General features: G+C 47.7%; 13 protein-coding genes. 5 read left to right on the top strand and 8 right to left on the bottom strand.

Annotated features, from left to right (window positions below):
- Positions 1–414: 414 nt before the first annotated feature.
- The 4 genes from HUO07_RS20775 to HUO07_RS20790 all read right to left on the bottom strand — a co-directional run bounded on the left by HUO07_RS20775 (position 415) and on the right by HUO07_RS20790 (position 4,223).
- Positions 415–705 (bottom strand): hypothetical protein, encoded by a 291-nt coding sequence (locus tag HUO07_RS20775; protein WP_176305046.1) that lies wholly within the window; start codon positions 703–705, stop codon positions 415–417.
- A gap of 70 nt (positions 706–775) precedes the next feature.
- Entirely contained in the window at positions 776–1,084 is a 309-nt protein-coding gene (locus HUO07_RS20780) for a hypothetical protein (RefSeq protein WP_176305047.1), read from the bottom strand.
- 35 nt (positions 1,085–1,119) lie between these two features.
- On the bottom strand, positions 1,120–2,418 hold the full coding sequence (locus HUO07_RS20785) for a cytochrome P450 (RefSeq protein ID WP_176305048.1): 1,299 nt from the start codon (positions 2,416–2,418) through the stop codon (positions 1,120–1,122).
- Positions 2,418–4,223 (bottom strand): thiamine pyrophosphate-requiring protein, encoded by a 1,806-nt coding sequence (locus tag HUO07_RS20790; RefSeq protein ID WP_176305049.1) that lies wholly within the window; start codon positions 4,221–4,223, stop codon positions 2,418–2,420. Before HUO07_RS20790 ends, HUO07_RS20785 begins: the two co-directional genes overlap by 1 nt.
- A gap of 849 nt (positions 4,224–5,072) precedes the next feature.
- Between HUO07_RS20790 and HUO07_RS20795 the strand changes: the two genes are divergently transcribed.
- From HUO07_RS20795 to HUO07_RS20810, 4 genes are all read left to right on the top strand, one after another.
- Positions 5,073–5,357: a con-10 family general stress protein gene (locus tag HUO07_RS20795; RefSeq protein WP_176305050.1), complete on the top strand. Its 285-nt coding sequence runs from the start codon at positions 5,073–5,075 to the stop codon at positions 5,355–5,357.
- Between the two features lie 68 nt (positions 5,358–5,425).
- Positions 5,426–5,629, top strand: coding sequence for a hypothetical protein (locus HUO07_RS20800; RefSeq protein WP_176305051.1), 204 nt, complete (start codon positions 5,426–5,428; stop codon positions 5,627–5,629).
- Between the two features lie 203 nt (positions 5,630–5,832).
- Entirely contained in the window at positions 5,833–6,657 is an 825-nt protein-coding gene (locus HUO07_RS20805) for a manganese catalase family protein (RefSeq protein ID WP_176305052.1), read from the top strand.
- Positions 6,658–6,703: 46 nt separating this feature from the next.
- On the top strand, positions 6,704–7,207 hold the full coding sequence (locus HUO07_RS20810; RefSeq protein ID WP_176305053.1) for a ferritin-like domain-containing protein: 504 nt from the start codon (positions 6,704–6,706) through the stop codon (positions 7,205–7,207).
- 136 nt (positions 7,208–7,343) lie between these two features.
- Here HUO07_RS20810 and HUO07_RS20815 read toward each other — a convergent pair whose 3' ends face one another.
- The 4 genes from HUO07_RS20815 to HUO07_RS20835 form a co-directional block, all read right to left on the bottom strand.
- Positions 7,344–7,928, bottom strand: coding sequence for an SCO family protein (locus tag HUO07_RS20815; protein WP_246286928.1), 585 nt, complete (start codon positions 7,926–7,928; stop codon positions 7,344–7,346).
- A 4-nt stretch (positions 7,929–7,932) separates the two neighbouring features.
- Positions 7,933–8,772, bottom strand: coding sequence for a cytochrome c oxidase assembly protein (locus tag HUO07_RS20820; RefSeq protein ID WP_176305054.1), 840 nt, complete (start codon positions 8,770–8,772; stop codon positions 7,933–7,935).
- A 652-nt stretch (positions 8,773–9,424) separates the two neighbouring features.
- The gene (locus HUO07_RS20830; protein WP_176305055.1) at positions 9,425–11,467 is read right to left on the bottom strand and encodes a CocE/NonD family hydrolase; all 2,043 of its coding nucleotides are present in this window, start codon (positions 11,465–11,467) and stop codon (positions 9,425–9,427) included.
- A gap of 17 nt (positions 11,468–11,484) precedes the next feature.
- Positions 11,485–12,777 carry an ATP-grasp domain-containing protein gene (locus HUO07_RS20835; RefSeq protein ID WP_176305056.1) on the bottom strand — a complete coding sequence of 431 codons (1,293 nt, stop codon included), beginning with the start codon at positions 12,775–12,777 and terminating at the stop codon, positions 11,485–11,487.
- A gap of 406 nt (positions 12,778–13,183) precedes the next feature.
- On the opposite strand from HUO07_RS20835, the gene HUO07_RS20840 reads away from it, so the two are divergent.
- On the top strand, positions 13,184–13,990 hold the full coding sequence (locus tag HUO07_RS20840) for a Crp/Fnr family transcriptional regulator (RefSeq protein ID WP_176305057.1): 807 nt from the start codon (positions 13,184–13,186) through the stop codon (positions 13,988–13,990).
- The last annotated feature ends 152 nt before the right edge of the window (positions 13,991–14,142 follow it).

Genomic DNA, 14,142 nt, shown 5'->3' on the forward strand with positions numbered 1-14,142 from the left:
GGTCAGCTTTTCAGGTACCATTTTGGAAGCGGCTGTTGGTGCTTGATGGATTGGTTAGGTTCTTGAAATCATAGCACTTTCAGCCGCTTTCTTTTATACCCTGTGAGAAATCCGGGCTAGCAGGGCCAACGCAGGTAATATCCCTAATACAATGAATAAGAGTGCGCGCTTAGACCAAAAAGAGTTCTGATCTTTTTTGGTATGCATTTGCGTGCTCCCTGGTAATGGCGAAATTGGCCAGCATTGATTAACTAGCAAAGCAGTAGCTTGTGATAATAGGTGGCATGTTGGTCCCGTTGTTAACTAATCACATTAGCTAAAAATAACTGCTAGACTAAGCAATTGGCTTCATTTTATTTAATTGAATCAGCACAAAATGCTTTCTAGCAGTCAATTTAAACTAGTATTCCCTGCCTATTGATTAAGTCCATTTCTTCCTAATGTGAAATCCGGTGGATCGCTTGCAGGAAAGCTTTCATCGCTCAGCTCATCGACATGCTCCTGTTGTTTTTGATAAGTAGACAGCTTTACATACTCACTCAACGGCTTGGCCAGTATCCAGTGGTCATCTTGGCGGGTTAATTCCTGGGTAGGAATGCTGTACGTATTCCCATCGCTTGCTTCAAGCGCTACCCGTTTCAGATATTTATCTTTAACAAAGTGCCCTATAAGCTGCTGTTTATCATCGTAAACTAGATTTTTCACGGTAACTTCCTCGCAAAATTAAATTTAATAATAGTGGCCTAAACGCATCAATAGCACGCTATCATTTATGCTATTCACTACCTTTTGGATCGGCCTTGGCTGATTTTTGATCAATATTGTCTTTATGCTTTTTTTTCTCCTTAGTCAGTTGGGCACCCGGGATAGGTGTTTCCTTAATAGAAGTGTTATGACCTGGTGATGATGGAGACTCCTCAGCTTTCTGATTATCCACATTCTCGTCTGGCCGAAAGGGTTTGGGTTCTTGATGGTGAGAGCTCTTATGGTCAGTATTTTCATCGACATCGGGAATGTCCTTGTCGATGAGCTGTTCTGCTTTTTTGGTTTCGTTACTCTTTTTGTCGGTTGATTGATGATTCATGGCTTTTCTCCTGCGTTATTAAAAAAAACAATGCCTTAAAAGTGCTCTTCCTCAGCGCTGGGCTGAGAAGAATTAATAGAGTGAATATTAGAAATGATAAAGCCGCTTCGTGGGCGAGCCGGTATTACATTGAGATCGACCGTAAGATCCTGGCACGGTACGTCATAGCGAAGCTGGTGAATGAATTTCTCAATTGCCAAGTCGATCAGTGCCAGTGTGATCCACTCACCGGGGCAGCGATGCTGAGTAGCATGATCGCTACCGCCTTGAGGAATCATTGCAAAGCGATGCACATCAACCTTTTCCTGCTCGAAACGTTCAGGATAGAACTGGTCGGGTGCTTCCCAGCGCTGGGCGTCATGATTGGTACCGTAGAGATCAAGAATCGCTTGCCGACCGCGCTTAAAGCGATAGCCTTGCCAAGTAAAGTCAGCGTTAACGCGAGCGGCTAGAAATGGAAAGAAAGGGTAATAACGCCTGACCTCTTGAATGAAGTGCCGACGATAATGGCTTGACCCTTGGTGCTTGAGTTTTTCATAACAGTCCGGGTGCTCATGAATCGCCAATACGGCAAACACCATGTACCTTGCCACAGCCACGATGGGTCGGATTATATTAAGCAACTCCACGGCAACAATGCGATTGGGTAGAGGCTTGCCCTGGGCATCACGAAAATCAACAAACGTAGCGAATGGTAATACGGGGTCGACTTCATGCAGCCCTTGTCGGTACTGCTTGATTAAGTCTAGTAACGCATTTTCAGTTTGACGCCGTGCCCGGCGGCTTGCCCAATGCTTGGGCCCGATAGCAGCGCCGCCTTCAATCATGAGTACTAATTGCTCGGCCATCTCTGGAGCATCTACATTGTGTAGCGGAATACCGCACCAAGCGCAGGCTGCCCGGCATAAAATGTGATGAAGTTCATCAAGCAGGGTGATCGATGCTTGCGCCTCCCAATAATTGAGGCGCAATTGCCAATGCTGCTCGACAAGCTGCATGAGTTCATCAATGCGCGACTGGGACATTAATGAAAGAAACAGGGCTTTGCGTTGATGATGCGCTTCTCCTTCCAGCCCTTGGATTCCCCCTTCACCAAACAGCGTCTTTTTCAACCGTGTGGGCGCCGCATTCTCACGGCTGAAACGTGCATCATCGTAAAAGAGCTCGGCGGCCTCTTCGCCCCGCATAAACAGTGTTTTTTTAAACATTAAGCGTGAGCGGAAGAGGTTTGTTCCTAACCGCTCACATTGCGCCGAAATATAAGGATAACCACTGCGTGCTAATGGATACGTACACTCCCAGCTCGCCAGCGGCGGCTCATCATTGCGGCCCATTAATGCCTCCCGAGGCGAGGCGCTTTAGCAATAAAGCTTTTGGAAAACTGCTTTAAGGACGCTTTAACGGTTTCTAGTGCATCAGGGTCCCCATGCAGCATTGCTGACATATAGGCCTTTGCCTGCTGTTTGGAAATATGAGGAGGGATAGGGGGAATGTCAGGATCTGTATGAAAATCAATAACGGTGGGGCAGTTATTGGCAATGGCCTGATCCCAGGCACTACCAATCTGCTCTGGATCGGTTACTTCAATGCCTTTCAAGCCAACCAGTTCTGCATACTGTGCGTAGGAAAAGGCAGGCAAGTCCTGCGATGCTTCATATTTAGGGTCGCCATCCTGGACACGCATCTCCCAAGTGACCTGGTTAAGATCGCGGTTATTAAGAACGATCACAATGAGCCGTGGATCTTCCCAGCGTCTCCAGTATTTACCAATAGTGAGCAGTTCAGCATTGCCGCTCATTTGCATGGCACCGTCGCCCACAAACGCGATCGAAACACGCTCAGGATAAGCAAATTTGGCTGCTATGGCGTAAGGTACCGCGTTTCCCATGGTTGCCAGGCCGCCGGAAACCGAGCCGCGCATACCCGTGCGAAACTTAAGGTCGCGGGCGTACCAATTGGTTGCCGAGCCGGAGTCACAACTGAGTAAGCAGCGGTCTGGCAAGCGCGGGGATGCTTCCCAAAATACGCGTTGAGGATTGATGGGGTTTGCGTCGCTCATGGCGCGTTCACGCAATAACTCCCACCATTCAGCGACGGCTGCTTCAATAGCCTGCCGCCAATCTCGATCACTTTTATGCTTCAGAAGCGGTATGAGCGCCTGAAGCGTGCTGCGCGTATCGCCGGTGAGGTTAACGTCCATTGGGTAGCGCATGCTGAGCATGCGGGGTTCAATATCTATCTGTACACCGCTTGCTTGTCCCTCTTGGGGTAAAAACTCCGAATAGGGAAAGCTTGAACCAATCATTAATAAGGTGTCGCACTCAGACATTAGGGTCCAACTGGGGTTGGTGCCTAACAGTCCAATCGACCCCGTGACGTAAGGTAAGTCATCGGGTAGTACATCCCGTCCAAGCAGGGCTTTAGCAACACCCGCGCCAAGAAGGTTCGCCACTTCTTCTACTTCTTTTTCAGCGCCTCTGGCCCCCGCGCCGATCAAAATGGCGACCCGCTTGCCAGCATTTAATACGTCTGCGGCATGGGCAAGGGACTGTTCATCAGGCATGACAGCTGCTGACGTATAACCAACGCCTGAGTGAACTGTGCCGTGGGCGTGTGCAGGCGTCTCAACAGCTTTTTGGGACTGTAAATCGTTAGGAACCACAATAGCGGTAACGGTGCGTTCACCGGCGGCGATGCGCATGGCACGATCAATTAGATGTCGAACTTGCCCAGGGCTAGTCGCCAGGTGTACAAAATCACCTGCCACATCCTTAAATAAAGAGACCAAGTCCACTTCTTGCTGGTATTCACCCCCTAACGCTGTGCGGGCCTGCTGGCCTACGATAGCGACGACCGGTACGTGATCTTTTTTAGCGTCGTAAAGGCCGTTAAGTAGATGGATCGCCCCCGGCCCAGAGGTCGCCATGCAAACGCCCACCTCGCCGGTATATTTTGCATAGCCACACGCCATGAACGCTGCCATTTCCTCATGCCGAGGCTGTACAAAGGTAATCGAGTCGTCAGCGCGATTGAGCGCGCCCATGAGTCCATTATTGCCGTCGCCGGAATAGCCGAAAATGTGCGATACCTTCCACTGTTTCAGCCTATCAATGATGAAGTCGCTGACTTCTTGTGTCATCCCTGACCTCCTATCTCACACCGCGGTGGTTAGTTTAGGTAACTGTTATTAAAAAATGTTTGAAATTAAGGGGCCTTCTTTGGCGGTGGTAACAGGCAGAAAGGAAACGATGCTGCTACTTACGGCTTTACATAAACGTCAAAATTTTCTCTATAAGCTGGCACAAACTACACAGCCAATATAGTGGTAAATGTGCTCTGTTAGTCAACAGGCTCAGCCAAAGAAATAGGCGTTATTGTTCAATCCTTTAAACCAACCATTACACATATTTAAGGTGAGCTAGATACAAGTTGCGAGCATGAAAACATACCTAAAATACTGTAGGCATTAGGTGGGTGTGACGTCCAGTTGCTGGGTAAGTAAAAGTTATTTTTAACATAAGTAGAAGATTTTTTACGATTTTGTTGCTATCCGCTGCTCCCTGCCATGCTCCCTAAGCTGCTCCCTGCCATGCTCCCTAAAGGGAAGCGTTTAATCTCTTACATCAGTGAGCTGACAGAAGCAGTTGTGGCTTTCCGGTTATTGATCAAGGGGGGGGGGTAGACACCCTTTCAGTAACGCTATTATAAAGCTAAAAAACAATAAATAATTAGATTTGCTGCTAAATAGCCGGTTCATAACGTATGTTATTAAATATTTTTTATCTTTAAATAATTGTTTTTAAAGTGGTTGATGGCACTTATGTTTGACTTATATTAAGCGGTCTTTTTGACAAAAATTAAAAAAGGCGGCTCAAGATTCAGATGGCTTGAAGTGTTCAGCTTGGTGACTATTCTCCATAGTGCTCGGTTAGAAAAGGCGAGTGATTAAGACGAAAGGTTTTAATTGTTCCACTAAAGGAGCTTTATCATGGTTGATAAACGTAAAGATCAAGGAATGTCACGTGAAGAAGCAGGCCACAAAGGTGGTCAGGTAAGCGGCGGAAATTTTGCCAACGACCCTGAGCGCGCTTCTAAAGCCGGTAAGAAGGGCGGGGATGCGACTGCTGACTCCCATAGCCAAGAATTTTATGAGGACATTGGTCATAAAGGTGGCCAAGAAAGCGGAGGTAACTTCGCTAACGACCCAGAACGCGCTTCAGAAGCTGGCAAGAAAGGCGGGAAGAACAGCCATGGCGGTAATGGACAGAGCTAACCACTTCTCTTTAATGAGGTGATTTAGTTAAGTTCGCGTTAAGTTCGCGACTGTCGCAGGAGATCGCTATGAGTAATCCGATTAAGGATAAAGATTTTGATATGGTGAGTACGCTATATCACGCTTCGCAAGGCGCTAATCTTTGTTCACAGTTTTCTCGCGATGCCGAAAGCAGTTCGGATCAAGAAGCCAAGGCGTTTTTTGATCGAGTAGCACGCCAATACGATGACATTGCTCAGGAAGCAAAAAAGTTGCTTAAAGATAAGCTGTAAGTTGCATGCCAAGGACGGCGTTTCCTAGCAGCCCAGGCAAAGGACGCAATGAAAGTGCTCAAGGATGAGCGGAAGTTTACCAACAAGGGAAGGAACCCTTAATGGTAATCGCATTGGAAGCTACCCAGCTACTTAAGGAAGAGCCTTAAGCACACTGTCAGGGGAAGGAATTCCTGACAGTTTACCTACAAGGAGTGCAACCTATGTTTCATCATTCCGGTAAATTGCAGTATCCAGTGAAAGTCGATAAGCCAAACCCTGAGTTTGCGATGCTGCTTCAGCAGGCCATTGGTGGTATCGAAGGCGAAATACGCGTTGCGATGCAGTATTTCTTCCAAGCGATGGGCGCGCGCGGTGATGACCGCATTCGCGATATGCTGATGTCGACGGCGACAGAAGAGTTATCGCATATCGAGATGTTGGGGCACGCGGTTGCGCTTAATTTAGAGGGGGCACCTGTTTCTTATCAGGAAGCCACTGCTAAAGACCCTGTCATGAATGCCATTCTAGGCGGTGCCAATCCACGCCATTTGTTATCTTCTGGCCTGTCCGCGATGCCGGTCAACTCCAATGGTGTGCCGTTTGATATGAGCCACGTATACGCGACCGGTAATATTGGGGCAGATATGCTAGCCAACGCCACAGCAGAAGCGGGTGGCCGAGTTCTTGCCTCACGTCTCTATAACTGGACAGACGATCATGGCATGAAAGATTTCCTATCTTTCCTGATTGCCCGTGATACGTATCACCAGCAGCAGTGGCTGGCGGTCATTGAGGAGTTGGGCGGCATGAAATCGCAGTTGCCTATCCCCAACTCGACGCCTGAAGATCATGAGAATATGCAACACTCCTACTACTACCTTAATACTCTGCTCGACAAAGAAGCGCCGAAAGGTCGGTGGGCTGAAGGACCTTCGTTGGATGGTAAGAGTGAGTATTCAGTAGTTAATCAACCTGCGCCTGAAGGTCAGGAACCAACTTTAGGTAAAGCAAAGCCGGGCTCAGGTGCTCAAAAAGAGCAACTTTGAGTTTAGGAGTCGTATGCTAACGTTGGTGTCATAAGGAGAGTCTGCAATGGAAAGCAAGCACTTAGTAGATTGGCTGCGAGATGCGCACGCTATGGAGAAGCAAGCGGAGAAAATGCTTCAATCTCAAGCGCATCGTTTAGAGCATTACCCACAGTTGCAGCAGCGCATTGAAGAACATATTGAAGAGACAGTGAATCAATCGAAAAAGCTGGAACACTGTTTAACGCTGTTAGGCGCTAATACGTCATCTTTTAAAGATATGGGCGCTGAGTTAACCGCATTTGGCCAGGCGGTTGGTGGCATGATGGCTGAAGATGAGGTGGTTAAAGGCGGTATTGCGAGTTTCGCATTCGAAAATTTTGAGATAGCGAGTTATAAAGCCATTATCAAAGCGGCTGATATGGCGTCACAACCTGAGGTCTCCCAAGTCTGTAAAGAGATTCTTCAGGAAGAAATAGCCATGGCCGATTGGCTGAGTAAGCACTTGGACGATACTACTCAGCAATTTTTAGAGCGTGATAAGGATGACGATTTGCGCGCTAAGACCTAGCCTTTGCTAAGGCCTAGCTTTTGAGGCATGGTTTTTGAAACATAGCTTTTGAGACATAGTTTTATTTGCTCTTTCTCCCATCAGAGCAAAGCCCATTCCCCAGCTATAATGCTGGGGTTTTTTTATGCCAGCCGAGTCAATGCGTCAGAAGGCGGCTCAGGTCGGCCATCACAGCCTCTTTAGGGTCATCTTCGCGAATCAGTAGCTGAGCGTCGCCATCACGGCCGAAAGCGAAGACAGCGTTGGAGTGCGATACATCGTAATTGCCAGCATCGTCTTTCTCACCATAACCGTACGTCACGCGGTAGCGGCGCGTCAGAGCCTGTAAAGCCTCTTCATCACCGGTCAAACCGGTGAACTCAGGGCCGAATGCGTCGGTATACTCTCGCAACGTGGCGGGGTCGTCGCGCTCAGGGTCGACAGACACAAACAGTACTCGCAAGTCGTTTTGGGCTTCTTCCCCCAATTCCTGCGAAATCGCTGCCAGATTCGCCAGGGTGGTGGGGCAAATATGCGGGCAATGAGTAAATCCGAAGAAGAGCAGGGTGACATCACCGGCATAGTCGGCTTCAGTGACCGAGCGGGCTTCTTCATCGACTAGCTCGAACTCCAATGGTGGCATAAGCTCGGAAATATCCTTGGTTTGCCAGCTTGGGTCAGAACAGCCGACCAGCCATAGCATCCCTGACAACAGCGCGGTTTTACATCCTGTCTTATACATAGCGTTACCCATAGCGATACATGGTCGAACGTTTACCAAGCAAACGACCGATAATGATCAACACCGCCAGCACACTCATCATGGTCGCTGGGATCCAGGTGATCAGGCCGCCGAGCCGCTGGTCCGTTAATGGTGCCAGTGGCCAGGCACGGCCACAAACGGCATACACGTCAAACAGCACGTTATGGCTGAAGGTGAGGTAGGCGCCCAGCAACATCTGGGGCGGCACCACGGCAAGCAACAGGGTAATGCGTACGCCATAGCTGAGCCCGCCACTTGCGGGCGACCGGGAATCGAGTATTAACCACCAGAAGAGTAGCCCATCAACCAGCATGCTCCAGTTCATCAACTGGTAGAGACGATGACTCAGCATCGCGTCGAAATGAACCTGGGGAATTAACCAGAAGTAAATCAGGCCCACGAACAGCAGTGGAGCGATTACCGGTTGCTGCAAAAGTCGATAACCGGGCTTGAGCATCTGCGCAGCGAAAGTAACCGTTGGCAAATTTCTCACCCGATGCGGTATACCTGCGGTGAGTATTGCCAGCGGGGCCGACAAGGCGATCAGAAACGGCGCTAAATGATGAAGCACTAGATGCTGGCCGCGGTGGACGAAAAACATGTACTGCGCTAAATAATCGAAATGTGTCTGAGACACCGTATAAATAGCCACGATACCCAAGAAAAAGGCGAAAGGGCGCCAGAATCCTTCATGCAGACCACAGCGCCGCCGATGAAGCAGGCCGCGGACATAGAGACCTGCGCCAGCCAGGCAGGCGAGAGTCCAGCTAGGGGAGAATTCCCAAGGCAGCAGAAAAGCAAGGCTACTGTCGAACTCCCCCATTACACCTCCTAAATAGCAGTACAGTGGTAAGGATAGACACTACAGAAAAACTTTCCCGATCAGCTACCTGTATCTGGCTGCGCATGCCGAAGCTTGGCTGCCCTCGGGTGAGACGCCGTCGCTGTTATGGCCCAGCATTAACTTGGGGCTGCTATTACTGAGCTGTATCACCATGGATGCCGCTGGCCCGGGGGTCAATCGCGGTAACAAACGGTGGTTGGCGATAGGCGTCACTTTTCCCAATGCCGAACGAGGGCGCCTAGCGATGTAGGGTTATGCCTGTATTGCCTGCCAGCGGATTCCAGGGTTAGTTGGGCCACAAGCCGATGTTGGTCCAGCTTTGGCGGGAATGAGAGAGCGCTGCTACATCGCAGGGGTGCTTTCCAATAACAACGATAATAGGGTGCGTTGGCTTCGTCATCCCAGCCAAGTAGACCCTCTTATTGCGATGCCAGACCTGGAGGTCACGGAGCAGGACGCCAGGGATATAGCGGCGTATCTTGAAACGCTCACTGAATAGGCTTAAAAAATTACGCCGCCCTTTAAGGATGTAATCGGGCGGCGAGGTGGGAAAGCAACGGCTTGTGAGCCTGGCTATTAGCTTTTAAATATTAGTTTTTAAATATCAGCTTTTAAATATCAGCTTTTAAATTCATACATTGTCTCGGGGAATCACACTTTCCCAGTTTTTAGAAAACACGCGATGCTCATTTTCGTAAGCATCCAACTGGGCATGGACAATGAAATTTTCCGTCGTGCAGCTTAGCGTGGTCCTTGTGTACACTTCGGTATTCCAGTCGCCTCTCTTAAAACAGGATTCTGTGAATGTTTCACCCCGGGCGGAAGTGAAATCATCATCAACGGTGCGGTAATACTCGCTGGCGCTGCGATGTATTTCGGTACCTATATCATTAATACGAAAACGGCCTTGGTTGTTAATCACCTCAAGCGTGGACGCTTTGCTTGCCAGGTCGCGATGCAACAGCCAGTTATGTTCGCTAGGTTCCAGTAACGTGGTATCAAGTGGAGGTGCCGATTGTGGTGTATCAAAAGGGGAGAGGTCGGCATCGTTCGTTTGTGGCTCCCTAACGGGAAGCGTTAGCTGACAGTTTTCTAAATGAACAGTGACCTTGGCAGGCTCAGGCGGCAGCCATGCGAGAGGCCAATAAGAGGTGGAGACAGACACCCTTACTTGGTGACCCGCTGGAAATTGCTGAGCGATACCGTTTAGCGGAATGGTAACGCGGTAGCGCCGATGCGGCTCAAGCGGTTCTGGGTGTGAGTCGCCATCCCGATGGGTAAGGTTCAGTAACCCATAGGAAACCCGTGTTGCCTTGCCGTCAGGGGCTACGTCTGAAAGGCGAACTGCCAACATTGCCTGGGGCTTGTCACTTGATACCTCTAACGTTAATTCAGGCATGCCGAAGATGCAGAGAGGTTCGGTTAAGCTTGGGCTGCTAAAAATAAGCGAGCCGCCATCCTCTTCTCGTTGGTCGCCAGGAAGGTCCGGGGTGGCAGAGTAAGAGCACCATTTGCCCGCTTCCAGCCCCACGCTAAGCGGTGACTGTAATTCCATTGAAGCGTATTCATGAGCGTCACTAAGCGCTTGCTGGCTTTGGGATTCAGCGATTAGCTGGTACGGCAATAAAGCGTAACTGCGCTCTTGGATATTATTACTTGGCCATTGGCGCTCGCCTATCCAGCGGCCAGGCCTATCATCATAAGAGTTATCGGGAGGCACGCTATCCTGTTGCCAGGCACGTAGCATCGGTTCATCCATGATCCCGTTTGGCTCATCTTTCAACCAATAATCCCACCAGCGCAGGGCTTCTTGTAAAAAGCCTATTGCTGGCCCTGGCAGCCCTTGGTGGGGATATTTATGGCCCCAAGGGCCAATAAGCCCCTTACGTGGCACCTCAAGGTGTTCCATTAACCTAAAGACGGTATTGGTAAAGCCATCGGCCCACCCACCGATGGCGTAAACCGGACACTGGATAGCGGAGTAATATTCACATACCGAGCTGGTTGACCAATAAGCGTCGCGACGTTGATGCCTAAGCCACTGATCAATCCATAAACCACTTTTCTCCATGCGCTCAAACCACATGTCGCGCCAGTCAGCGCCGACAATCTCTGGGTCAGGTGGCAACGCATTAAAAGCAAACATAACGGTTGCTTCAGATAAGTTATCGCCCAGCAAGCAGCCGCCCATATAGTGCATATTGTCCGCGTAAAGGTCGTCGCTGGCGCAAAGGCTGATAATGGCTTTAAGCGCGGCGGGCTGTTTGGCCGCCACTTGCAAGCTATTAAAGCCGCCCCACGAGATGCCCATCATGCCTACTTTGCCATTGCACCACGCCTGCTTGGCGATCCATTCAATAGCATCAACGGCGTCTTGTTGCTCCTGCTGAGTATATTCATCCGTCAGCACGCCATCTGAATCGCCACTGCCGCGCATATCAACACGTACACAAACATAGCCATTGCCTGCTAAATAAGCATGGTTGGTCGCGTCTCTTGCGCGTGTGATATCCCGCTTTCGGTAAGGAATATATTCCATGATGGCCGGTAGCGGTGAAGTATCCGCTTGCTCGGGCAGCCAAATGCGGGCGGCTAATCTTTTTCCGTCCCGCAGGGGTATGAATACATTCTCGATTTCACGGACTGAATAAGGGAATGATTCTACTATTTGCATGATCGCCTCTTATTTGCTCATTCGTCTACGTGCTCGATGTCAAATTTGAGAGCTTTCAAGCAGTACTCAAACTGCTCCTCAATTTGGTCGTGATTGTCGGCGGCCAAATAAAGCGTGCCTAACCGATAACAAAAGTTGTCTTGATGCATTAAGTCGCTTAAGCGTTGGCCTGTCTCGACATCAATTTTCACTTCTGTGTGCGGGTAGAGCGATTTGATCTCGTTAATCTCCACATCGCTGGGGATTTTTCTAACAATGCCATCCTTATGTTCATAGGGAATAAAGCACTTGGCAGCGACAGGGGCTACGCCCTGGCGATTAAGCAGAGAGGGGCGATTGCCCAGGGCAATATCAACAGCGACTTCGTGGTTCGACATACCATCGACCATCACGAATATCTCGCTATGCGACTGTGAAATGCGCGTATTGAATTCTACTAACCAGAGCTTATCTTCTGCCTCATTCCACATAAATTCAGCGTTGAAACACCCATTGTTGTAACCGATGTGTTCAAGGAATTTTCTGGAAGCCTCGATCATTTTATGATGCACATGCTCAGGCAAATTGCTTGGATACTCTAAGCGGTCAAACAGCGTTTCTGTCAGTTTGGATTTTGGCTGTGAAATAATGCCATGCACATTGAATTCACCTTGAAACATGGTGCCTTCAGGCGCACCTTGTACACCACTGATGATTTCCTCTGCGATACAAGCATTGCCACCTAATTGCTTAATTTCTTCAGGGGTATCAGCGTATTCCAGCGCCTCATTAAATGGATCGCCTAGCTGGTTAATATTTTCTCTTATCTCTTCTATCGCTGCTTCAAACTGCTCGAAATTTTCAATTTTAAAGCCGAGGTGAGAGGAGAAAGCTTTTACAGGCTTAATCCAGAAGGGGTAGTTCAAGGTGACTTGATCAAATGGCGATTCTGCGAAGGGGTCAACGCCGCAAAAGCGAGGCACGACTTCTGGAATAACTTTTTGCTGCTCTATTCGGCTCCAGAGTTTATGCTCGCACTTTAAAACACTGGTCACAGAAGGTGAGGGAATTCCATACTCTTTGCATAGAATGGGTACTAAAACACTGGTAGGAAAGTCCCATTGTGCAATAATAGCGTCTACAGTGCCTGGAAAACTAGCAAGTTGCTCTCTTGCGGCTTCCAGTACTTCATTAAAAGAGAACTGTTTTGCTTCAACCGCTGTATCGACCGTGAGCAGGCCGTGTATCTCCAGCTCTTTTGACTGGCGCAACGTTTCAAGCATGGCTTTCTGCTTATCTTCTAAAGCTACTATGAAAATATTCCTTTTCATGATGACGTCCTTGAAAGTTAAAAGTAGCAATAAAATAATGATCTAACTAAGCACTAATTCGGTATAAAGAGTGCATAAGGAACCATAGAGCTTCAAGATCATTTCTTTTTGCATCAATAACATATGTTATAAACGACTCGGTTGTTTTTATATTTAATAAACATCAACTCTTACTTGTATTAACAATCCCTAACCCTATATTACTATTTTTATTAGCCTGCTAATATTTTGTGTGCTTTCTATTAATGTATGTTAATAAATGGCCTTTAAAAATGTTGGCTAAGCTTGTGGAAACGCGAGGTGTTAACTATTATTCTACCTCTCGATTAACTCTTTATATGTACGTAGATTGTAAGGATTTTTTTATAAATCAGGTTTTGTCTAACTACAAGGGAGTGTAGAGAAAATGAGCAACGCATTTGATGTGCACAGTGAAGTTTTTAAAGGGAGCGATCATTATGCTCAGTTGCCCAGCGTGACAGGCTTGCAAGCCAAGGAAGTTAATCTTGGTAATATACTCAGCCATTATGCAGAGATTGGATCTGAATCTATAGATCATTTGTCGAGTGTTAATGTTAAAAGTATGGAGTTAAAAAGGAATCAAAAGCTATACTCTTTGTGCCAGGGAAGGGCAGAAATATTTATTGTAAAACAAGGCTGGGTAAGCTTGTGTCATACTTTTAAAAGTCATGGGCAAGATATATGTAATGTCTACATGCCGGGCGATATTGTTGGATTGCGAGAAAGTTTTTTCGATAATCATGATATTACAATATTGGGGTTGCAGAACTGTCAGTTAGATAAGGTTTCTGTTAACGAAGTGCATGATTCATTTAAAGAAAATGCAGATATAAAAAGAGCTGTCGTTTCTTATATTATGGTGAATGACAATATTACTATTGAAAGGCTTAGAAGTTGTACTCACCATAAGGCTGAAGAGCGCGTTGCGCATTTTTTACTTGAAATATATGCAAGGTATAATTTTAAAAAACTGATTGATTCAAATGTATTTTCTTTTCCTATTACTCAAGAGGTAGTAGGTGAACTGTTAGGTATTACCAGCGTTCATGTTAGCAGATGCATGACTTCTTTAGAGCAAAAAAAGCTGATTAGGAAGAGTAGGAATAGTATTAAGCTATTGGAGCCAGAGTTGTTGGCAGAGTATACTGGTTTCGATGAAAACATTATTTACGGGCATCTCCGCTTGTTTTGAATTCTTTTGTTTTAAATAAGTGGAATAATATGATAAGTACCTGATCTAAAGTTTTCGTGTAATATCCATGCCAGGATTTCTGACACGGACAGAACCATGGAAAAACGCTTCGTTGCCCCTCTCACTGAACCTGAACAACAGACGCTGACCTC

The sequence above is a fragment of the Vreelandella maris genome, assembly GCF_013371085.1.
Classification (GTDB): domain Bacteria; phylum Pseudomonadota; class Gammaproteobacteria; order Pseudomonadales; family Halomonadaceae; genus Vreelandella; species Vreelandella maris.

Excerpts from the sequence above, each read along its gene's own strand:
- HUO07_RS20790 (WP_176305049.1), bottom strand. The coding sequence starts at position 4,223 with ATGACACAAGAAGTCAGCGACTTCATCATTGATAGGCTGAAACAGTGG.
- HUO07_RS20830 (WP_176305055.1), bottom strand. The coding sequence starts at position 11,467 with ATGCAAATAGTAGAATCATTCCCTTATTCAGTCCGTGAAATCGAGAAT.
- HUO07_RS20805 (WP_176305052.1), top strand. The coding sequence starts at position 5,833 with ATGTTTCATCATTCCGGTAAATTGCAGTATCCAGTGAAAGTCGATAAG.
- HUO07_RS20815 (WP_246286928.1), bottom strand. The coding sequence starts at position 7,928 with ATGTATAAGACAGGATGTAAAACCGCGCTGTTGTCAGGGATGCTATGG.
- HUO07_RS20800 (WP_176305051.1), top strand. The coding sequence starts at position 5,426 with ATGAGTAATCCGATTAAGGATAAAGATTTTGATATGGTGAGTACGCTA.
- HUO07_RS20820 (WP_176305054.1), bottom strand. The coding sequence starts at position 8,772 with ATGGGGGAGTTCGACAGTAGCCTTGCTTTTCTGCTGCCTTGGGAATTC.
- HUO07_RS20840 (WP_176305057.1), top strand. The coding sequence starts at position 13,184 with ATGAGCAACGCATTTGATGTGCACAGTGAAGTTTTTAAAGGGAGCGAT.
- HUO07_RS20810 (WP_176305053.1), top strand. The coding sequence starts at position 6,704 with ATGGAAAGCAAGCACTTAGTAGATTGGCTGCGAGATGCGCACGCTATG.
- HUO07_RS20785 (WP_176305048.1), bottom strand. The coding sequence starts at position 2,418 with ATGGGCCGCAATGATGAGCCGCCGCTGGCGAGCTGGGAGTGTACGTAT.
- HUO07_RS20835 (WP_176305056.1), bottom strand. The coding sequence starts at position 12,777 with ATGAAAAGGAATATTTTCATAGTAGCTTTAGAAGATAAGCAGAAAGCC.
- HUO07_RS20795 (WP_176305050.1), top strand. The coding sequence starts at position 5,073 with ATGGTTGATAAACGTAAAGATCAAGGAATGTCACGTGAAGAAGCAGGC.
- HUO07_RS20780 (WP_176305047.1), bottom strand. The coding sequence starts at position 1,084 with ATGAATCATCAATCAACCGACAAAAAGAGTAACGAAACCAAAAAAGCA.